The sequence below is a fragment of the Rheinheimera marina genome, from assembly GCF_042654345.1.
In the GTDB taxonomy this organism is placed as follows: domain Bacteria; phylum Pseudomonadota; class Gammaproteobacteria; order Enterobacterales; family Alteromonadaceae; genus Pararheinheimera; species Pararheinheimera marina.
Window position 1 is genome coordinate 103,048 of sequence record NZ_JBHSGB010000002.1, and the last position, 13,937, is coordinate 116,984.

General features: G+C 55.9%; 16 protein-coding genes. 4 read left to right on the plus strand and 12 right to left on the minus strand.

The window, feature by feature from the left end; translation table 11 throughout:
* Positions 1-33: 33 nt before the first annotated feature.
* From ACFO3I_RS02490 to ACFO3I_RS02535, 10 genes are all read right to left on the minus strand, one after another.
* Positions 34-396, minus strand: coding sequence for a VOC family protein (locus ACFO3I_RS02490; protein WP_377331472.1), 363 nt, complete (start codon positions 394-396; stop codon positions 34-36).
* A 58-nt stretch (positions 397-454) separates the two neighbouring features.
* Positions 455-2,197, minus strand: a complete 1,743-nt coding sequence (locus ACFO3I_RS02495; RefSeq protein ID WP_377331473.1) for a cellulase family glycosylhydrolase — start codon at positions 2,195-2,197, stop codon at positions 455-457.
* A gap of 109 nt (positions 2,198-2,306) precedes the next feature.
* Positions 2,307-2,690 (minus strand): hypothetical protein, encoded by a 384-nt coding sequence (locus ACFO3I_RS02500; protein ID WP_377331475.1) that lies wholly within the window; start codon positions 2,688-2,690, stop codon positions 2,307-2,309.
* Between the two features lie 58 nt (positions 2,691-2,748).
* Positions 2,749-3,306 (minus strand): DUF7010 family protein, encoded by a 558-nt coding sequence (locus ACFO3I_RS02505; protein WP_377331476.1) that lies wholly within the window; start codon positions 3,304-3,306, stop codon positions 2,749-2,751.
* A gap of 15 nt (positions 3,307-3,321) precedes the next feature.
* Positions 3,322-3,942 (minus strand): class I SAM-dependent methyltransferase, encoded by a 621-nt coding sequence (locus tag ACFO3I_RS02510; RefSeq protein WP_377331477.1) that lies wholly within the window; start codon positions 3,940-3,942, stop codon positions 3,322-3,324.
* Between the two features lie 9 nt (positions 3,943-3,951).
* Positions 3,952-4,305: an excalibur calcium-binding domain-containing protein gene (locus tag ACFO3I_RS02515; protein ID WP_377331478.1), complete on the minus strand. Its 354-nt coding sequence runs from the start codon at positions 4,303-4,305 to the stop codon at positions 3,952-3,954.
* A 30-nt stretch (positions 4,306-4,335) separates the two neighbouring features.
* Complete coding sequence (locus tag ACFO3I_RS02520) at positions 4,336-4,737, minus strand: nuclear transport factor 2 family protein (RefSeq protein ID WP_377331479.1); 402 nt, start codon at positions 4,735-4,737, stop codon at positions 4,336-4,338.
* The gene (locus tag ACFO3I_RS02525) at positions 4,737-5,426 is read right to left on the minus strand and encodes an aspartate/glutamate racemase family protein (RefSeq protein ID WP_377331480.1); all 690 of its coding nucleotides are present in this window, start codon (positions 5,424-5,426) and stop codon (positions 4,737-4,739) included. The genes ACFO3I_RS02520 and ACFO3I_RS02525 overlap by 1 nt, the downstream gene beginning before the upstream one ends.
* Positions 5,427-5,579: 153 nt before the next feature.
* Positions 5,580-6,920, minus strand: coding sequence for a short-chain fatty acid transporter (locus tag ACFO3I_RS02530; protein WP_377331481.1), 1,341 nt, complete (start codon positions 6,918-6,920; stop codon positions 5,580-5,582).
* A gap of 97 nt (positions 6,921-7,017) precedes the next feature.
* Positions 7,018-8,703, minus strand: a complete 1,686-nt coding sequence (locus ACFO3I_RS02535; RefSeq protein WP_377331483.1) for a bifunctional metallophosphatase/5'-nucleotidase — start codon at positions 8,701-8,703, stop codon at positions 7,018-7,020.
* Positions 8,704-8,912: 209 nt separating this feature from the next.
* Here ACFO3I_RS02535 and ACFO3I_RS02540 point away from each other — a divergent pair, with 209 nt between their 5' ends.
* The 4 genes from ACFO3I_RS02540 (at position 8,913) to galB (ending at position 12,921) form a co-directional block, all read left to right on the plus strand.
* Positions 8,913-9,194 (plus strand): type II toxin-antitoxin system Phd/YefM family antitoxin, encoded by a 282-nt coding sequence (locus tag ACFO3I_RS02540; RefSeq protein WP_377331484.1) that lies wholly within the window; start codon positions 8,913-8,915, stop codon positions 9,192-9,194.
* Complete coding sequence (locus ACFO3I_RS02545; RefSeq protein ID WP_377331486.1) at positions 9,191-9,478, plus strand: type II toxin-antitoxin system RelE/ParE family toxin; 288 nt, start codon at positions 9,191-9,193, stop codon at positions 9,476-9,478. Before ACFO3I_RS02540 ends, ACFO3I_RS02545 begins: the two co-directional genes overlap by 4 nt.
* Positions 9,479-9,492: 14 nt before the next feature.
* Complete coding sequence (locus ACFO3I_RS02550; RefSeq protein WP_377331488.1) at positions 9,493-10,071, plus strand: flavin reductase family protein; 579 nt, start codon at positions 9,493-9,495, stop codon at positions 10,069-10,071.
* A gap of 102 nt (positions 10,072-10,173) precedes the next feature.
* Positions 10,174-12,921, plus strand: a complete 2,748-nt coding sequence (gene galB, locus ACFO3I_RS02555; protein ID WP_377331489.1) for a beta-galactosidase GalB — start codon at positions 10,174-10,176, stop codon at positions 12,919-12,921.
* Between the two features lie 126 nt (positions 12,922-13,047).
* Here the strand turns inward: galB and hepT are convergent, their stop codons facing one another.
* Together hepT and mntA are read right to left on the minus strand one after the other, a co-directional pair.
* Entirely contained in the window at positions 13,048-13,506 is a 459-nt protein-coding gene (gene hepT, locus ACFO3I_RS02560; RefSeq protein WP_377331491.1) for a type VII toxin-antitoxin system HepT family RNase toxin, read from the minus strand.
* The gene (mntA, locus tag ACFO3I_RS02565; RefSeq protein WP_377331492.1) at positions 13,496-13,891 is read right to left on the minus strand and encodes a type VII toxin-antitoxin system MntA family adenylyltransferase antitoxin; all 396 of its coding nucleotides are present in this window, start codon (positions 13,889-13,891) and stop codon (positions 13,496-13,498) included. The genes hepT and mntA overlap by 11 nt, the downstream gene beginning before the upstream one ends.
* Positions 13,892-13,937: the final 46 nt, after the last annotated feature.

Here is a 13,937-nt window from a genome sequence, read left to right on the forward strand (position 1 = left end):
TGTGCAAAGCAGGCCCTGTCTCAGCCTTGCACTTCACAGCTCCTGACCAAACATCAGCCGATGGCCGTCTATAGTGCGAATGCCAAACTCCCGCATGCCCCAGGCTTTGTCCGCCAATGGCTGGGTAAATTCAGCACCGGTGTGCTGGTAGTGCGCATAAAGCTCAGCAGCATTGTCCACTGTGATATAGCCATACCAGGAGTGATCGCCAAGTTGCAGTGCCGGGGTGGCGTCGGGGCATTCACCCAACATCAGCCGGAACGCGCCCAACGCTAAAAAGCTCCAGCCTGGCGCTTCAAACTCCAGCTGCATACCGAGCACCTGCTGGTAATACAGTGTCGATCGCTCGAGATTTGGTACTGCCAGGACAAATCGTACTTTGCTGATTTCTGCCATCAGTGGCTCCTTAGCGTCGCAAAATTAGAAGTGCCTCCAAATAAGGAGTGTCACCCGATCACAGCGGTTGCAGTTTTAGCTGACGCAGCTGCACGGCGGCGCCCGGGCTGGCCAGCTGCAGGCTGTTATTGCCCGGCAGCAGTTGCAGTCTGGCCAGCTGTTGCCACTGCCATTGTTCGCTCTGCACTTTGACTGCAGCCTGCTGTTGCTGATTCAGGCTGGCCTGCAAGCTGGCACCAGCAGGCGCTTTTACTTCAGCCCACAACTCAAAAGCACCGGCTGCTGGCGCCTTCAGGCTGTAATGCAGCCATTCGCCTTGTTGCAAGGCATTGACTACAGGCAGCTGGTCAGCGTCCAGTGCCAGGTCAATGCCGTCATTGCGATACACCATACCGCTGTTCCACCAACTTTGTGCATTGGCCGGTTTACCGCTGGTATTGCTGGCGGTCAGCGCAAAATAGCCATGCAGCTGGCCACCCAAATCATAGTCGGCCGCCTGCCAGCTTAAGCCCTGCGGGCTCAGTTTCAGTGGCACAAAAGCACTGGCTTGCGGATGCTGTGGTTGTTGCAACATAGCGGCCACCACGTCGCGCTGCACCTTGTTGTATTCAAAACGCACATCCTGCGTCGCCAACTGCATCAACGCCTGATAGGCTGCGTCGGCACTGGGTTTGGCGGCTTTGCCCTGCAAATAGGCCACCAATTGTTGGTAACCGGCATTGGCCTGAATATGCAGCGGGTTATTTAGCCGCAGCTTTTTTAACGGCCAAAAGGCCCAGCCTATTTGCTGGCTTTCCAACGTCGCTATGGTGTCGCTAAACCACTGATTCGAGTTTTCACCGGACTCCCCCAGCCAGATAGGCACCTGATGCTGCTGACGCAATTTCAGCGCGCCGTCCAGACTGGCAAGGTCGGTATTGTTCCAGTATTTATGGAAACTCAGCGCCATATTTTTGTCCCACACCGGCAGCAACCCCTGGTAGTTATTGCCCCAGCAGTTGCCTTCAATAAAGATCAAATGCTGTTGGTCCACCTGACGAATGACGGCGGTAATTTGCATCAGCAGCTGGCGCAGTGGCGCATTGCTGGTTTCGCGGCAACCGTGTTTATCGTCGCTGCCGCTAAAACCCCAGTTTGGCTCATTCAGCAGGTCATAACCGGCTATCCAGGGTTCGTTGGCGTAGCGGCTGGCCAGCTTTTGCCATAAAGCGATGGTTTTTTGCTGATTGGCCTGGCTGTCCCATAACGAGGCTTTGGCCGGGTCGCGATCGGAAATGGCTAAATCATTGCCCTGCCCGCCAGGAGCTGCATGCAAATCGAGGATCAGATAAATGCGGTTGGCTTTGGCCCAGGCCAGCAGCTGGTCGGTCAGTGCAAAACCGGTGTCGAGCCAGGTGTTTTGTCCAGCCACAGGCTCCTGCTCCACCGGCAAGGTAAAGAGGTTAAAGTGCAGTGGCAGCCGCACCGAGTTATAGCCCCAGTCGGCCATCGCATCAATGTCGGCTTTGGTAATAAAGTTTGTCAGCCAGGCCTGATAAAACTCAGCGGTTTTCTGCTCGCCAATCAACCCGGTAAAAGCAGCGCGGATTTTATGCTGCGGGCCCAGCTGACCAAGCTCCAGCATATAGCCTTCCTGCAACATCCAACCGCCCAGGCCCATGCCTCGCAGCAGTAGCGGCTGGCCATTTGGGTCAACAATCTCGGTGCCTTGGGCCCGCACAAAAGCCTGACTGGCTGCCGCCTGGTTTAAACCCGGCGTCAGGCTCAGCAGCACAGCGGCCGCCAATAATAGATGTCGCATGCTTAAAATCCTTTTTTATCAGAGACTCAGGAAAATTGAGTATGCCACAGTCATTTTGTAAGGGCTTTCAGTTCGGACCTGTTGCTTGCTTTTTCATCAGATGAGCAGCTCAGAAGGAGGCGTGAAAGGCGTATGCCAGTAGTGTGGCCGCCACCAGCAAAGCAACCAGCCCCAACCAACGAAAGGCTGGTCCCCAAAGAGCGATGAGCTGGGCAATCTGCCGGTGTCTGGCAGGCCCAACCCAGATTAAAAACCCACAGGCCAGCCAGAGCACCAGCGCCAGTAGCTTAAACAGCCATTGCTCAGGCTGAACATAAGCCAGCCCACTAAACAGCAGTGCCAGTGCCAACCGGCTCGCCAGCTCAAAACGATGAAACCAACTCTGCTCGGAAAAACGCTGCACAGCCGCCGCAAAGCGCAGCGGCCAACACAACATCCAGAGGCCAAAACCGGCCATCAGGCTGGCAAATAGCAACAAAATCCACATCGACACCACCCCTCCTCACTGGCCGCCAAATCACCGCCATTGCCAGCAGGCATTTAACAATCGGCTAAGACGCTTGTGCCTGCTGAGCTTGTTTATACAGCAGCGCCGCAAACAGCAGTTCAATCACAGCGCCGGCCACTGCACCTGCGACCGCATTGGCTTGAGTCGCCAGCACCACAAAAGCAGCAATAGCCAGCGAGATCCCGCAGGCCCAATACAGCTTCAGGCCATACAAGGTCTGAAAAGTCAGATACCGGCCACCAATCAGCAGCAACATGGCCGGGAAAAACCAGTCCAGCCGGTACAGCGACAAGCCATACGCCAGCGGCAGAGAAAACATCAGCCACAGGGTGTTTTCCAGCGCCAGCGGCCCTAAGGGATTACTCTTCTGATGGGTGGCTTTGCGCCCAGCCAGTTTGGCCAACAACAGCCCGAGCGGATGAATAAAGATACCCCCAATCAGCAAGGCCCAAACCCCATGACTGGCGCCGGTGTTCAGTACCACCAGCGCTGCCATGGTCCAGACCAGCGCCGAGGCCAGCACACCGGGAGCACCACACTGATAACCCTCGCGCATATCTTGTTGCGCCGCAGCGAGACTGTCGTTTGTTATTGTTGTCATTGTTAGTCCTGTTGATTAGCCCTGTTGATTCGTTAGTTCGGGTTTTTGCAGCACAAACCAGCAGTGCAGCTCTGGGTATTGATCAAATTCAAAGTGACGGCAGTGCAGGCCCTGCTCAGCAGCCAGTTGCAGATAACCGCTAACGCCCAACGACGCGTAATAAAGCTCTGGCCCCATGCTGGCATCCAGATGTTCGCCTGGTGCATCAACCCCACCGGCAGAAAACATCAGCACGCCGCCCGGAGCCAGCGCCGCCATCAGTTTTTTCAGCACCAGGGCCTGCTGTGACAACTCGATATGCCAAAGGCTATCCCAGGCGCTGATCAGCTGATAGCACTTGTCCGGCTGCCAACTAAGCAGATCGGCTGCCCAGAAAGTCAGCTGCGGATGTCGCTGCCGGGCCAGTTTCAGCATCTGCACTGAAATATCCAGCCCTTCCGGCTGATAGTTGTGCTGCAACATGGCATCTAAAAAACGGCCGGTGCAGCCGCAGCCAACATCCAGCGCTGGGCCAGGCTTGCGCACAAAGGCCATAGCCCGTTGCAACTGCGCCAGACCGTTGTGGCGGTTAAAACTGTCGCGGGTCCATAAATGAGTGATTTGGTCGTAGGCCTGGCCTATTTGTTCTGGTGTCATCATTACTACTCAGAATCTGCTGTCGTTTTCACAAGGAATGCCATCCCGGTCGCCATCCATTTTGGTGTTCGGGCAGTTTCGCAGGAAATACTCAGCTTCAGCTCTGGATCTCATCTGGCTGCAGTACTGGCGTCCGTCACAGACAAAACGAGCGGATTGAGGAATGGTTTTGATGGGCGGCTGTGGCTTAGGCAAAGCTTTTGACGGCGCGGTCACAGGCTGGTAGTCCAATTCAGCAGCAGGCACTGGCTCTACTACAGGCAACTCCACAACCGGCGGCACAGTTGCTTGTTTAATTAACGTGGTCTGATAATAAAGCCAGCCCATCACCACCAACAGGGTAAAACCCAGAGTTTTTTTCATAGCTGTCCTTTGCTCTCTGTAATTCCGTTATCACCCTTGCAAAAAGGCGGCGTCAAAAGCCGCGCAGTTGGTACCCTGATGATAGATCATCTGCCAGTGCTGTTGCTGGCGGCGCCAAATAGAGCAGCGCTGCGAATAAGCCGGTTCAGCGCCTGCCCTGGTCACTATGGCCAGATACAACAGCTGCGCATGGTCCGGCCCCAACAACCTGAGCTGATAATTCCCTGCCTGAATTTTTGGCGCCTGCTCGCCCGGTAACCGCTGCAGTACCGGCTCCTTGCCATAACGCTGCCCGGCGGCATTAATTTCCTCAAAATCATCGGCAATCAGTGCAGCCAGACGTTCCGGGCAGGCTCTGGTTTCCGGCTGAAACAACTGCTGCTCCAGCTCCACCAGCTGTAGCTTGACCTTGTCCGGATTCAGGCTGCTCATCATGCCAGCGCCTTAGCTACTGAGGCCCGGGCATGCAGCGCTGTGGTATCAAACAAAGGCACTGCCGCGTCGGCTGGCCCCAGCAATAAACCTATTTCTGTGCAGCCGAGAATAATGGCTTCGGCACCTTGTACGACCAGCTGTTGCATCACCTGCTGGTACTGCAGGCGTGATTCGGCCAGTACCTTGCCCAAACAAAGCTCCTGATAGATCACCTGATGCACCAGCTCACGATCTGCTTCCTCTGGCACCAACACCTTCAGGCCCTGTTGTTCAAGCCGCTCGCGGTAAAAGCTTTGTTCCATGGTAAAACGGGTGCCCAACAAGCCGACGGTTTTCAAGCCGGCATCGCTAATGGCCTGAGCGGTCGGATCGGCAATATGCAGCAGCGGAATAGCCACAGCCGCCTCAATAGCCGCCGCCACTTTATGCATGGTATTGGTACAGAGCACGATAAAGTCCGCCCCGGCGGCCTGCAGTGCCTGCGCCGCCTCTGCCAGCACAGCACCGGCCTGAGCCCAGTCACCACTGCGCTGCAGCTGTTCAATCTGCTGAAAATCCACGCTGTACAGCACCAGCCGGGCCGAATGCAGCCCACCCAGTTGTTGTTTCACCTGCTCATTGATCTGACGGTAATAAGGAATGGTCGACTCCCAGCTCATGCCGCCTAATAACCCTATGGTTTTCATGTGTGCGTCTACGCCTGATAACAATATTTTTACGTTACCCTGAAATCAGGCTGCTGCAAAGAGAAGAAAGAGAAGGGGTCAAACCTATTGGGGTCAGGTCTTGAATTTTGCGTTTCAATGCAAAATTCAAGACCTGACCCCGATAACAGGCAACTAGATAAACCTCAGTGCCAGGCTAATCACCACACCTGTGACCAGCAGTTGCAGCAGGCAATAGCCCATAATGTCTTTGGCTTTTAAACCAGCGATGGCGAGCACTGGTAAGGCCCAGAAGGGTTGGATGAGATTGGTCCAGGCATCGCCCCAGGCTACCGCCATGGCGATGCGGTTTACTTCAGCGCCCAATTCCAGCGCGGCCGGGATCATCACCGGGGCCTGAACCGCCCACTGACCGCCGCCAGACGGGATAAAAATATTCAGCACCCCTGCACTGATAAAAGTCCAGAACGGCAGACTGTCGGCACTGGAAAAACTGACAAACCACTGCGACAAACTGGCAGCCAGGCCGGATTGCACCATCACCGCCATAATGCCGGCATAAAAAGGAAACTGAATCACAATACCAGCGCCACCCTGAATCGCCTGCTGCAGGCTATGCAATAAGCGCCGTGGTGTACCGTGCAGCACAATAGCCAGCGTCAAAAACAGGAAGTTGACGATATTCAGGTTCAGGCCGCCCGCTTTGGCAAAGTAGTTCAGCAAATAGGCCAGGCCCGCCACGCCGACCAACAGCGCCAACAACCAGCTGTTTTCCAACTGATCGGCCGGTCTTTGGGATGGCTGCTCCGGCATCAGCTGCTCCTGCAATAAGGTCGGGTCCACCGCTTTAATTTCATGGGCTTTGGGCTGCATCAGCCAGTTCAGCAGCGGCACTGTCAGCAGCAAAGCCAACACTGCACAGAGGTTAAACGCAGAGAAAATAGTGTCGCTGGTCGGGATCAGGCCGATTTGTGCTTCGGCAAAATGCCCGGCGGTGGCAATGGTTAACGGCACCGAACCCGATAAGCCGCCGTGCCAAATGACAAAACCAGAATACGCACTGGCAACCAGCAGGGCGTAATCCACCCGCACCCGCCGCGCTAAGGCTTTGGCAAATAAAGCCCCCACCACTAAACCAAAGCCCCAGTTCAGCCAGCTGGCGAGCAAAGACACCAAAGTGACCAGCACAATGGCCTGACCGCCGGTTTGCGCCAGCCCAGCCAGCCGGTTCAGCAGGTTTTTGACTAAAGGGGTACTCGCCAGCATAAAACCAGTGACCAACACCAGCAGCATCTGCATTGAGAAACTCAGCAGGCCCCAGAAGCCGTCGCCCCACATTTGCAGCACGGCCTGCGGGCTATGAGGCTGAGTCAGCACCGCAGCCAGCCCCACCAACAGGCTGAGCAGCAGCACAAAGACATAAGGGTCAGGCAGGTAACGTTCGGTCAGTTTGACCAGGGGTTTGGCAACCGCATTTAGCATGGCGTTTTCGCTCTTGTTATCAGCTATTTCCATACCATAAGGCGAATCACCCCTTCAGGCAATCTATTGGGGTCAGGTCTTGAATTTTGCGTTTCAATGCAAAATTCAAGACCTGACCCCAATGCAAGGATTACTGGACTTTCTGCACCCGGTCAAAGGCCGCAGGTTTGATGCCTGGGTGGGCGGTCAGGTACTGCTCCAGCACGTCGACGTCCAGACCACCTGTTAATGGGTTAGTCGCTTCAGTAAACACGGTAAATCCATCAGCGCCTGAGGCAACAAAGTTATTAATAGTCACCCGGTAGCTTTGCGCCATCTGCAGCGGCTGGCCGTTCAGCTTGATGCTGCCTGGCACAATTTTCTGTCCCAACGGTTTGCGATCATCCCACTGGTAGCTGAAGCCCTGTGAAACTTGCAACATTTCGTATTCCTGGCCATTCGGGTGGAACTGCTGCTCCAGAATACGGCGCAACTGATCACCGGTCAGGCTGACCGTGACCAGGTTGTTGGAAAATGGTTGCACCGCATAAATATCACCAAAGGTGATCTGGCCATTCTGGCCCGGTTGCAGCGCAGCGCGGACACCACCAAAGTTGGTCAGCGCGATCACCGCAGCGCCTTTGTCTGCCGCTGTGGTGGCAGCCAGGTGAGCGTCAGCCAGCAGCTGGCCCATGGCCGAAGCACCGGATTCATCCAGCTCGCGGCTGAATTCTGCACCAATAGTGCTGACCACCCGGTTGGCCAGTGGTGCACTTAAGGCTTCATAGCGGGCGATCAGCGCGGTTTGCTTAGGTTCGGCTTTAAACTGGCTGTGGCGCACCACCAGATTATTGGCGCTGCTGCTCACGACATCGCCGCTCTGGCGGCTCAGCTGCAAGTCAATTTCAGTGACTAAAGTGCCGTATCTGTGGCCACTGGTCACTAACCGGCCATCAATTTCACAGGTATAGGCTTCGTGAGTATGGCCGCTGACGATCAGGTCGATCGCTTTATCCAGTTGTTTCACAATTTGCACAATAGGGCCGGAAATGCCAGGGCATTCGTTAATGCTGCCGACTGGGGTGCCGCCTTCATGGATCAGCACCACAATGGCTTCCACTCCTTTGGCTTTCAGCTCTGGCACCAACGCATTGACCGTCTCGGCTTCGTCGGCAAAGGTTAAACCGGCAATGCCAGTGGCGGACACCACTTTGCTGGTGCCTTCCAGCGTCAGACCAATAAAGGCCACAGGCACGCCGTCAAACTCTTTAATTTGGTAGGCAGGCAACACGGTTTTCCCGCTGTCGGCATAACGGGTGCTGGCCGCCAGATACTGAAACTTAGCACCTGTAAACGGCTGGCCCGACGTACAGCCTGTTTCCGGGTGGCAGCCGCCGTTTTGTTTACGCAGCAGCTCGACTAACCCATGGTCAAATTCGTGGTTACCTACCGCAGCCAGGTCCAGTCCCATCAGGTTCAATGACTCAATGGTTGGCTCGTCATGAAACAGCGCCGACAACAGCGGTGATGCGCCAATTAAGTCGCCCGCCGCCACAAACACATGGTTCGGGTTTTTACTTTTCAGCTCTGCCACCGCGGTGTGGATATATTCCACGCCACCGGCCTGCACTTCTACCGCCACATCTGGCTGGGCCGGGTCTTCGCCTTTTACCTTCACACCTTTGCCAGGCGTTTTTAAATTGCCGTGCAGGTCATTAATGGCCAGCACTTTGACCGACACAGTGTCAGATACCGGCGCCTGGCTGGCGCAGCTGCTCAGCAGCAAGGCAGAAAGAATGGCGCTGCACACAGCTGCCGGGCGAAATACAGAAGTCATTGGCACTCCAAGCGGGACGCAAAAATAAGTGGCGATAGTAACACAGCAAAAATGACAGTCCGCCTGTTCTGCGCTGGTCCGGCTCACAAAGCCGACGTTTTGACACCAAATTCGACGTCTACTGGTTTGCCCGTCTGGTCGAATGAATTGCTAGGCTCCATTTACGAGACTACAATCAATACGATATTTAGTACAAAATAAGGACCGCCATGACCCGTTTACGTCTCGATCAGGATATACAGCCCTTGTCTGAGTTTAGAGCTGGTGCTGCGGCTTTTATTCGTCAGATTAATGAAACCCGTCGTCCATTGCTGATCACTCAACACGGCAAAGGTGTGGCTGTGGTGCTGGATGTTGCGGAATACGAAGCGATGCGCGAAAAAATAGAGCTTCTGGAAGAAATCCGTACCGCAGAAACTCAACTCGCCGCAGGGCTTGGCGTCTCGAATGACGAAGCCCGGGCACAGCTGTTAAGCCAACTGCGCAAATGAAGGTGGTTTGGTCGCCGCTTGCTCTGGCAAAATTGGCAGAAATTGCTGAATACATTGCTCAGGATAAAGCAACTGCGGCCGAAAGCTGGGTCAACGAATTATTTGATAAAGCAGCCTTGTTAAGCTCCATGCCACAGATGGGCCGGGTCGTACCAGAACTACCGAACATGCACTACCGCGAGTTGATCATCGGCAACTACAGGGTCATCTACAGCGCTAACCAACAAATCACTGTGCTGACCGTGCGCCACTGCCGCCAGCTGTTGGATGAAACATCAATTTAAATCTGGAACCTGCTATGTCTTCATTTACTCCGGTCGAATTAAAACACGCCAGCCGCTTGCTGAACCATGGTGCCGTGGTGCTCGTCACCAGCCAAAGTGGCCAGACACGCAATATCATGGCAGCGGCCTGGTCGATGCCCGTAGAATTTACGCCGCCAAGGGTGGCAGTGGTCATAGACAAAAACACCTTTAGCAAACAGCTGATCAGCGAATCTGGCGTATTTGGTTTGTGTATTCCGGGTGCCGCTTTGGCGAAAACCACTTATGCCGTGGGCAGCTGCAGCGGCCGGGACCTGGCGGAGGCTGGCGATAAATTTCAGCAGTTTGGTTTAACCCCCATTACCGGCCCGGTGCTGGGCTTGCCCTTACTGGAGCAAGGTTGCGCGGCATGGCTGGAATGCCGCCTGATCCCAGAGCCTCACAGCGAACAGGCCTACGACACCTGCTTTGCTGAAGTGGTATCGGCTGCGGCCGACCCACGTATTTTTGCCAATGGCCGCTGGGATTTTCGCGACGACAACCAGGACCTGCACAGCCTGCATCACTTAGGCGCCGGCACCTTTATTGTCAGCGGGCGGACGCTGGATTACTAACAGCCAGCCAAAAACATAAGGCCATTGTCAGCAATAGTTATTTGCCGCAACGCGCTGCTGTTTTACAACTAAGGCCCCCGCTTTTGTTAAAAAGGACAGCAGATGAAGCGCTTGGTATGGCTGGCCGCAGGCCTGCAGCTGATTCTGGGCTGCAGCCCATCCCCTTCTTCCGATCAGAGCACAGCAACAGCACAAACCACAGCAACCGCCGAGCCGCGCAGTCGGGTAGCACTGGATCAGGGCTGGCGTTTTTACAAATACCCCACGGCAGAACAGGCAGACAGGCTGATTTACGACGTGCGCCCGCCGCTGCTGGATGATGAAGACGGCAAAGCCGCCGACGCTCAGCCGACCGAAGCGGTAGAACTTACCCGCAACCAGGCCGTACTGAAAGCCTGGGTGCTACCCACAGCCAACGCCTTTATTGCCAACCCGGCGCAGCAACACCAGCGCCCGGCCGGTAACCCGGGCAGCGATTTTCCCTTTGTGCAGACTAATTTTGACGACAGCCAGTGGCAACAGGTGCGGCTGCCGCACGACTGGGCCATAGCCGGGCCATTTCTGGCCGGTGACGACGCCGCTGTTGGCGGTGGTATGGGCCGCCTGCCAAGCCCGGGCGTGGCCTGGTACCGCAATAAATTCAGCCTGAATGAACAAGACAAACAGCAACGCATTTACCTGGAAATAGACGGTGCCATGTCGTACGCCATGGTCTGGCTCAATGGTGAACTGGTGGGTGGCTGGCCTTATGGTTATGCCTCATTTGAGCTGGACCTGACGCCTTATGTGCGGTTTGACCGGCCGAACCAGCTGGCCATCCGGCTCGACAACCCGGCGGCGTCGTCACGCTGGTACCCAGGCGGCGGTTTGTACCGCGACGTGTGGCTGAGCAAGCGGCCACAACTGCAGTTCAGCCAGTGGGGCACGCTGGTGCAAAGCAGCCAGGTCAGTACCAGCAGCGCCCGCTTAACGCTGCAAAGTAATGTCGAAAACCACCAGACCCAAAGCGCCGAGCTGACGCTTAAAAGCCGCCTTTATGCCTGGCAGGACGGCCAGCCACTGGGCCCGGCGCTGGCGCAGTGGCCTGACGTCAGCAGCCACATTCCGGCCGCAGGCAAGGTGCAGCTGCATACCGAATTACAGCTGACTAACCCCAAACTCTGGGGCCCGCTGCCACAGCAACACCCTCACCTTTATCTGGCCGTGACTGAGCTATGGCAACAGGGCAAGCTGGTCGACCGCCAGCAGCAGCGCTTTGGCATTCGGGACGTCAAACTGGTGAGTGGCCAGGGTGTGTTGGTCAATGGCGAAAAAATTTATCTGCAAGGCGTCAACCAGCACCATGACTTAGGTGCCTTGGGCGCCGCCTTTAACCGCCGTGCGGCCGAGCGCCAGTTGCAGCTGCTGCGCGAGCTGGGGGTGAATGCAATACGCTTGGCGCATAACCCAGCGGCGCCCGAATTACTGGACCTGACCGATGAAATGGGCTTTTTGGTGGTGAACGAAATTTTCGACGTCTGGCAACGCAAAAAAACACCGCACGACTTTCACCTGATTTTTGACGACTGGTCTGAAGCCGACCTGCGCGCTTTTATCCGCCGCGACCGCCAGCACCCCTCGGTGATTATGTGGAGCCTGGGCAACGAAGTGGGCGAGCAGTACACAGGCGAAGCAGGAGCTGCGGTGGCCCAGCGCTTACACGACATCGCCAAACAAGAAGACCCAACCCGGCCGACCGCCGCGTCGTTTAACTACGCCAAACCCGACATGCCCATTACCGCAGTGATGGACAGCATCAGCCTGAACTATCAGGGCGAAGGCATTCGCAATGCCCCGGCCTACCAGCATTTGCAGGGCATTCGCACCGAACCGCTGTACCCGGCCTTTGCCAAAGCCTTTCCCGACAAACTGATTTTCAGCAGCGAAAATGCCGCCGCCGTCAGTTCTCGCGGCGAATACCAATTTCCGCTGACACCACATGACAGCGCGCCAGTGGCCGACGGCGCAGGCGGCGACCCGGCCAGCCTGCAAGTGAGCAGCTACGAGCTGTACACCGCGCCTTTTGGCTCGTCGGCCGACAAAGTGCTGCGTTCGCTGGCAGCGCACCCGGAAGTGGCCGGTGGTTTTGTCTGGAGCGGCTGGGATTACTTAGGCGAACCCACGCCCTATTACGCCGCGCGCAGCTCCTATTTTGGTGTCATTGATTTAGCCGGTTTTAAAAAAGACCGCTTCTACCTGTACCAGGCCGCCTGGCGGCCCGAACTGCCGATGGTGCACCTGCTGCCACACTGGAACTGGCCCGGCCGCGAAGGCGAAATCACCCCAGTGCACGCTTTCACTTCGGGCGACGAAGCTGAACTCTTCGTCAACGGTCAAAGCCAGGGCCGGCTGAAAAAACAACCCGGTCAGTACCGCCTGCGCTGGGATAAGGTGCGTTACCAGCCTGGTGAAGTCACAGTGATCGCCTATAAAAATGGCGCTAAATGGGCCGAACAACGCATTGAAACCACAGGCGCACCCAGCCAGCTGCAGCTGGAAGCCGACCGCACCACACTAAGCGCCGACGGCCGCGATCTCAGCTTTATCACCATCAAACTGCTGGACGCCCAAGGCCGAGTCGTCCCCACCGCCAAACAAGCCTTTGAGGTGCACATTAGCGGCCCAGCCGAACTCGCCGCCACCGACAATGGCGACCCCGCTGACCTCACCTCGTTCGCCAGCGCAAAACGTCACAGCTTTAACGGCCTTGGCCTCGCCATAGTGCGCAGCAGCCAACAAAAAGGTGAGATTAAAGTACGGGTCACGGCGGAGGGATTGGTTGCGGCGGAGATTGGTTTGAGTAGCAGGTAGGGATCTTTCCCCGCAGTGAGTACCAACCAAGCAAACACAGCACGAGGCGTGGACAGATAACGGCGCAGCAAGCTACGCCGCTACACTTTTAATACGGTACATATGGCTGGCGGGTAACAGCATCCTTCAGCTTTGCGGAGGCAGGATTGCTTCGCCGTTTGCGGTGAGCAGAGTACTGCTGTAGATACGAAAGTCGTCCAGCCGGTGCAGGATCACCATTTCGACTATTGGCAACTGGATGCGTTGATATTCGTGCACGGCAATATTTCTGAAGCCGACCATTTTCTTCAGGTTGGCCGCTAAGTCTGCCGAAATCAGGCTGGCAGCCGCCAATAAGGTGAACACATCACGTGAACTTTGCGGCACCCCCAGTTTATGCAGGCGGATCAGGTGCTGCCCCATATCTAATGCGGCTTCACAAGCGCGTTGAATATTCAGAATAGCGGCATCCTGGCGGGTAAAATCGCTGGCAAAAGTAGCAGGGGCTTTGTCATATTCCTCGCGGGCACGCTGAATACAGCGCTCAATAGTGGCCGCTTTATTAATTAAAACGTCATCAGGCAACGGGCCTTGGTTAACGGCCATACACAAACCCACCTTGTTGAATGTCGGCCAGCAGGGCTGCCCGGGCTTCGTTGAGCGCCGTCATGTCAGACAGCAAGCCGGCTTCATAACTGTCAATGCTGCTGTCCAGCGCGAACAGGCGCTTACCTTTGGTCAGGATCTGGTACTGCATCACGGTGGAGGCGGCGCGAAAATCCAGTAAATCGACCTCGCAATTCACCAGCTCTGCCACATCACTGCTGATATCCCATAACTCAATCGAGTCGGCATAACCGGCCACCAATACAGCCAGGTCTAAATCACTGTGCTGATCCGCGGTGCCTGCCACCTGGCTACCAAAGGCATACACAGCCAGCAGTGTCGGTAGGCGGCTTTGCAACAGTTGCACTACCAAAGGGAAGTTCACAACAGACTCCAATGCAGTCGATTCAGGGTACACCATAGTAACCACG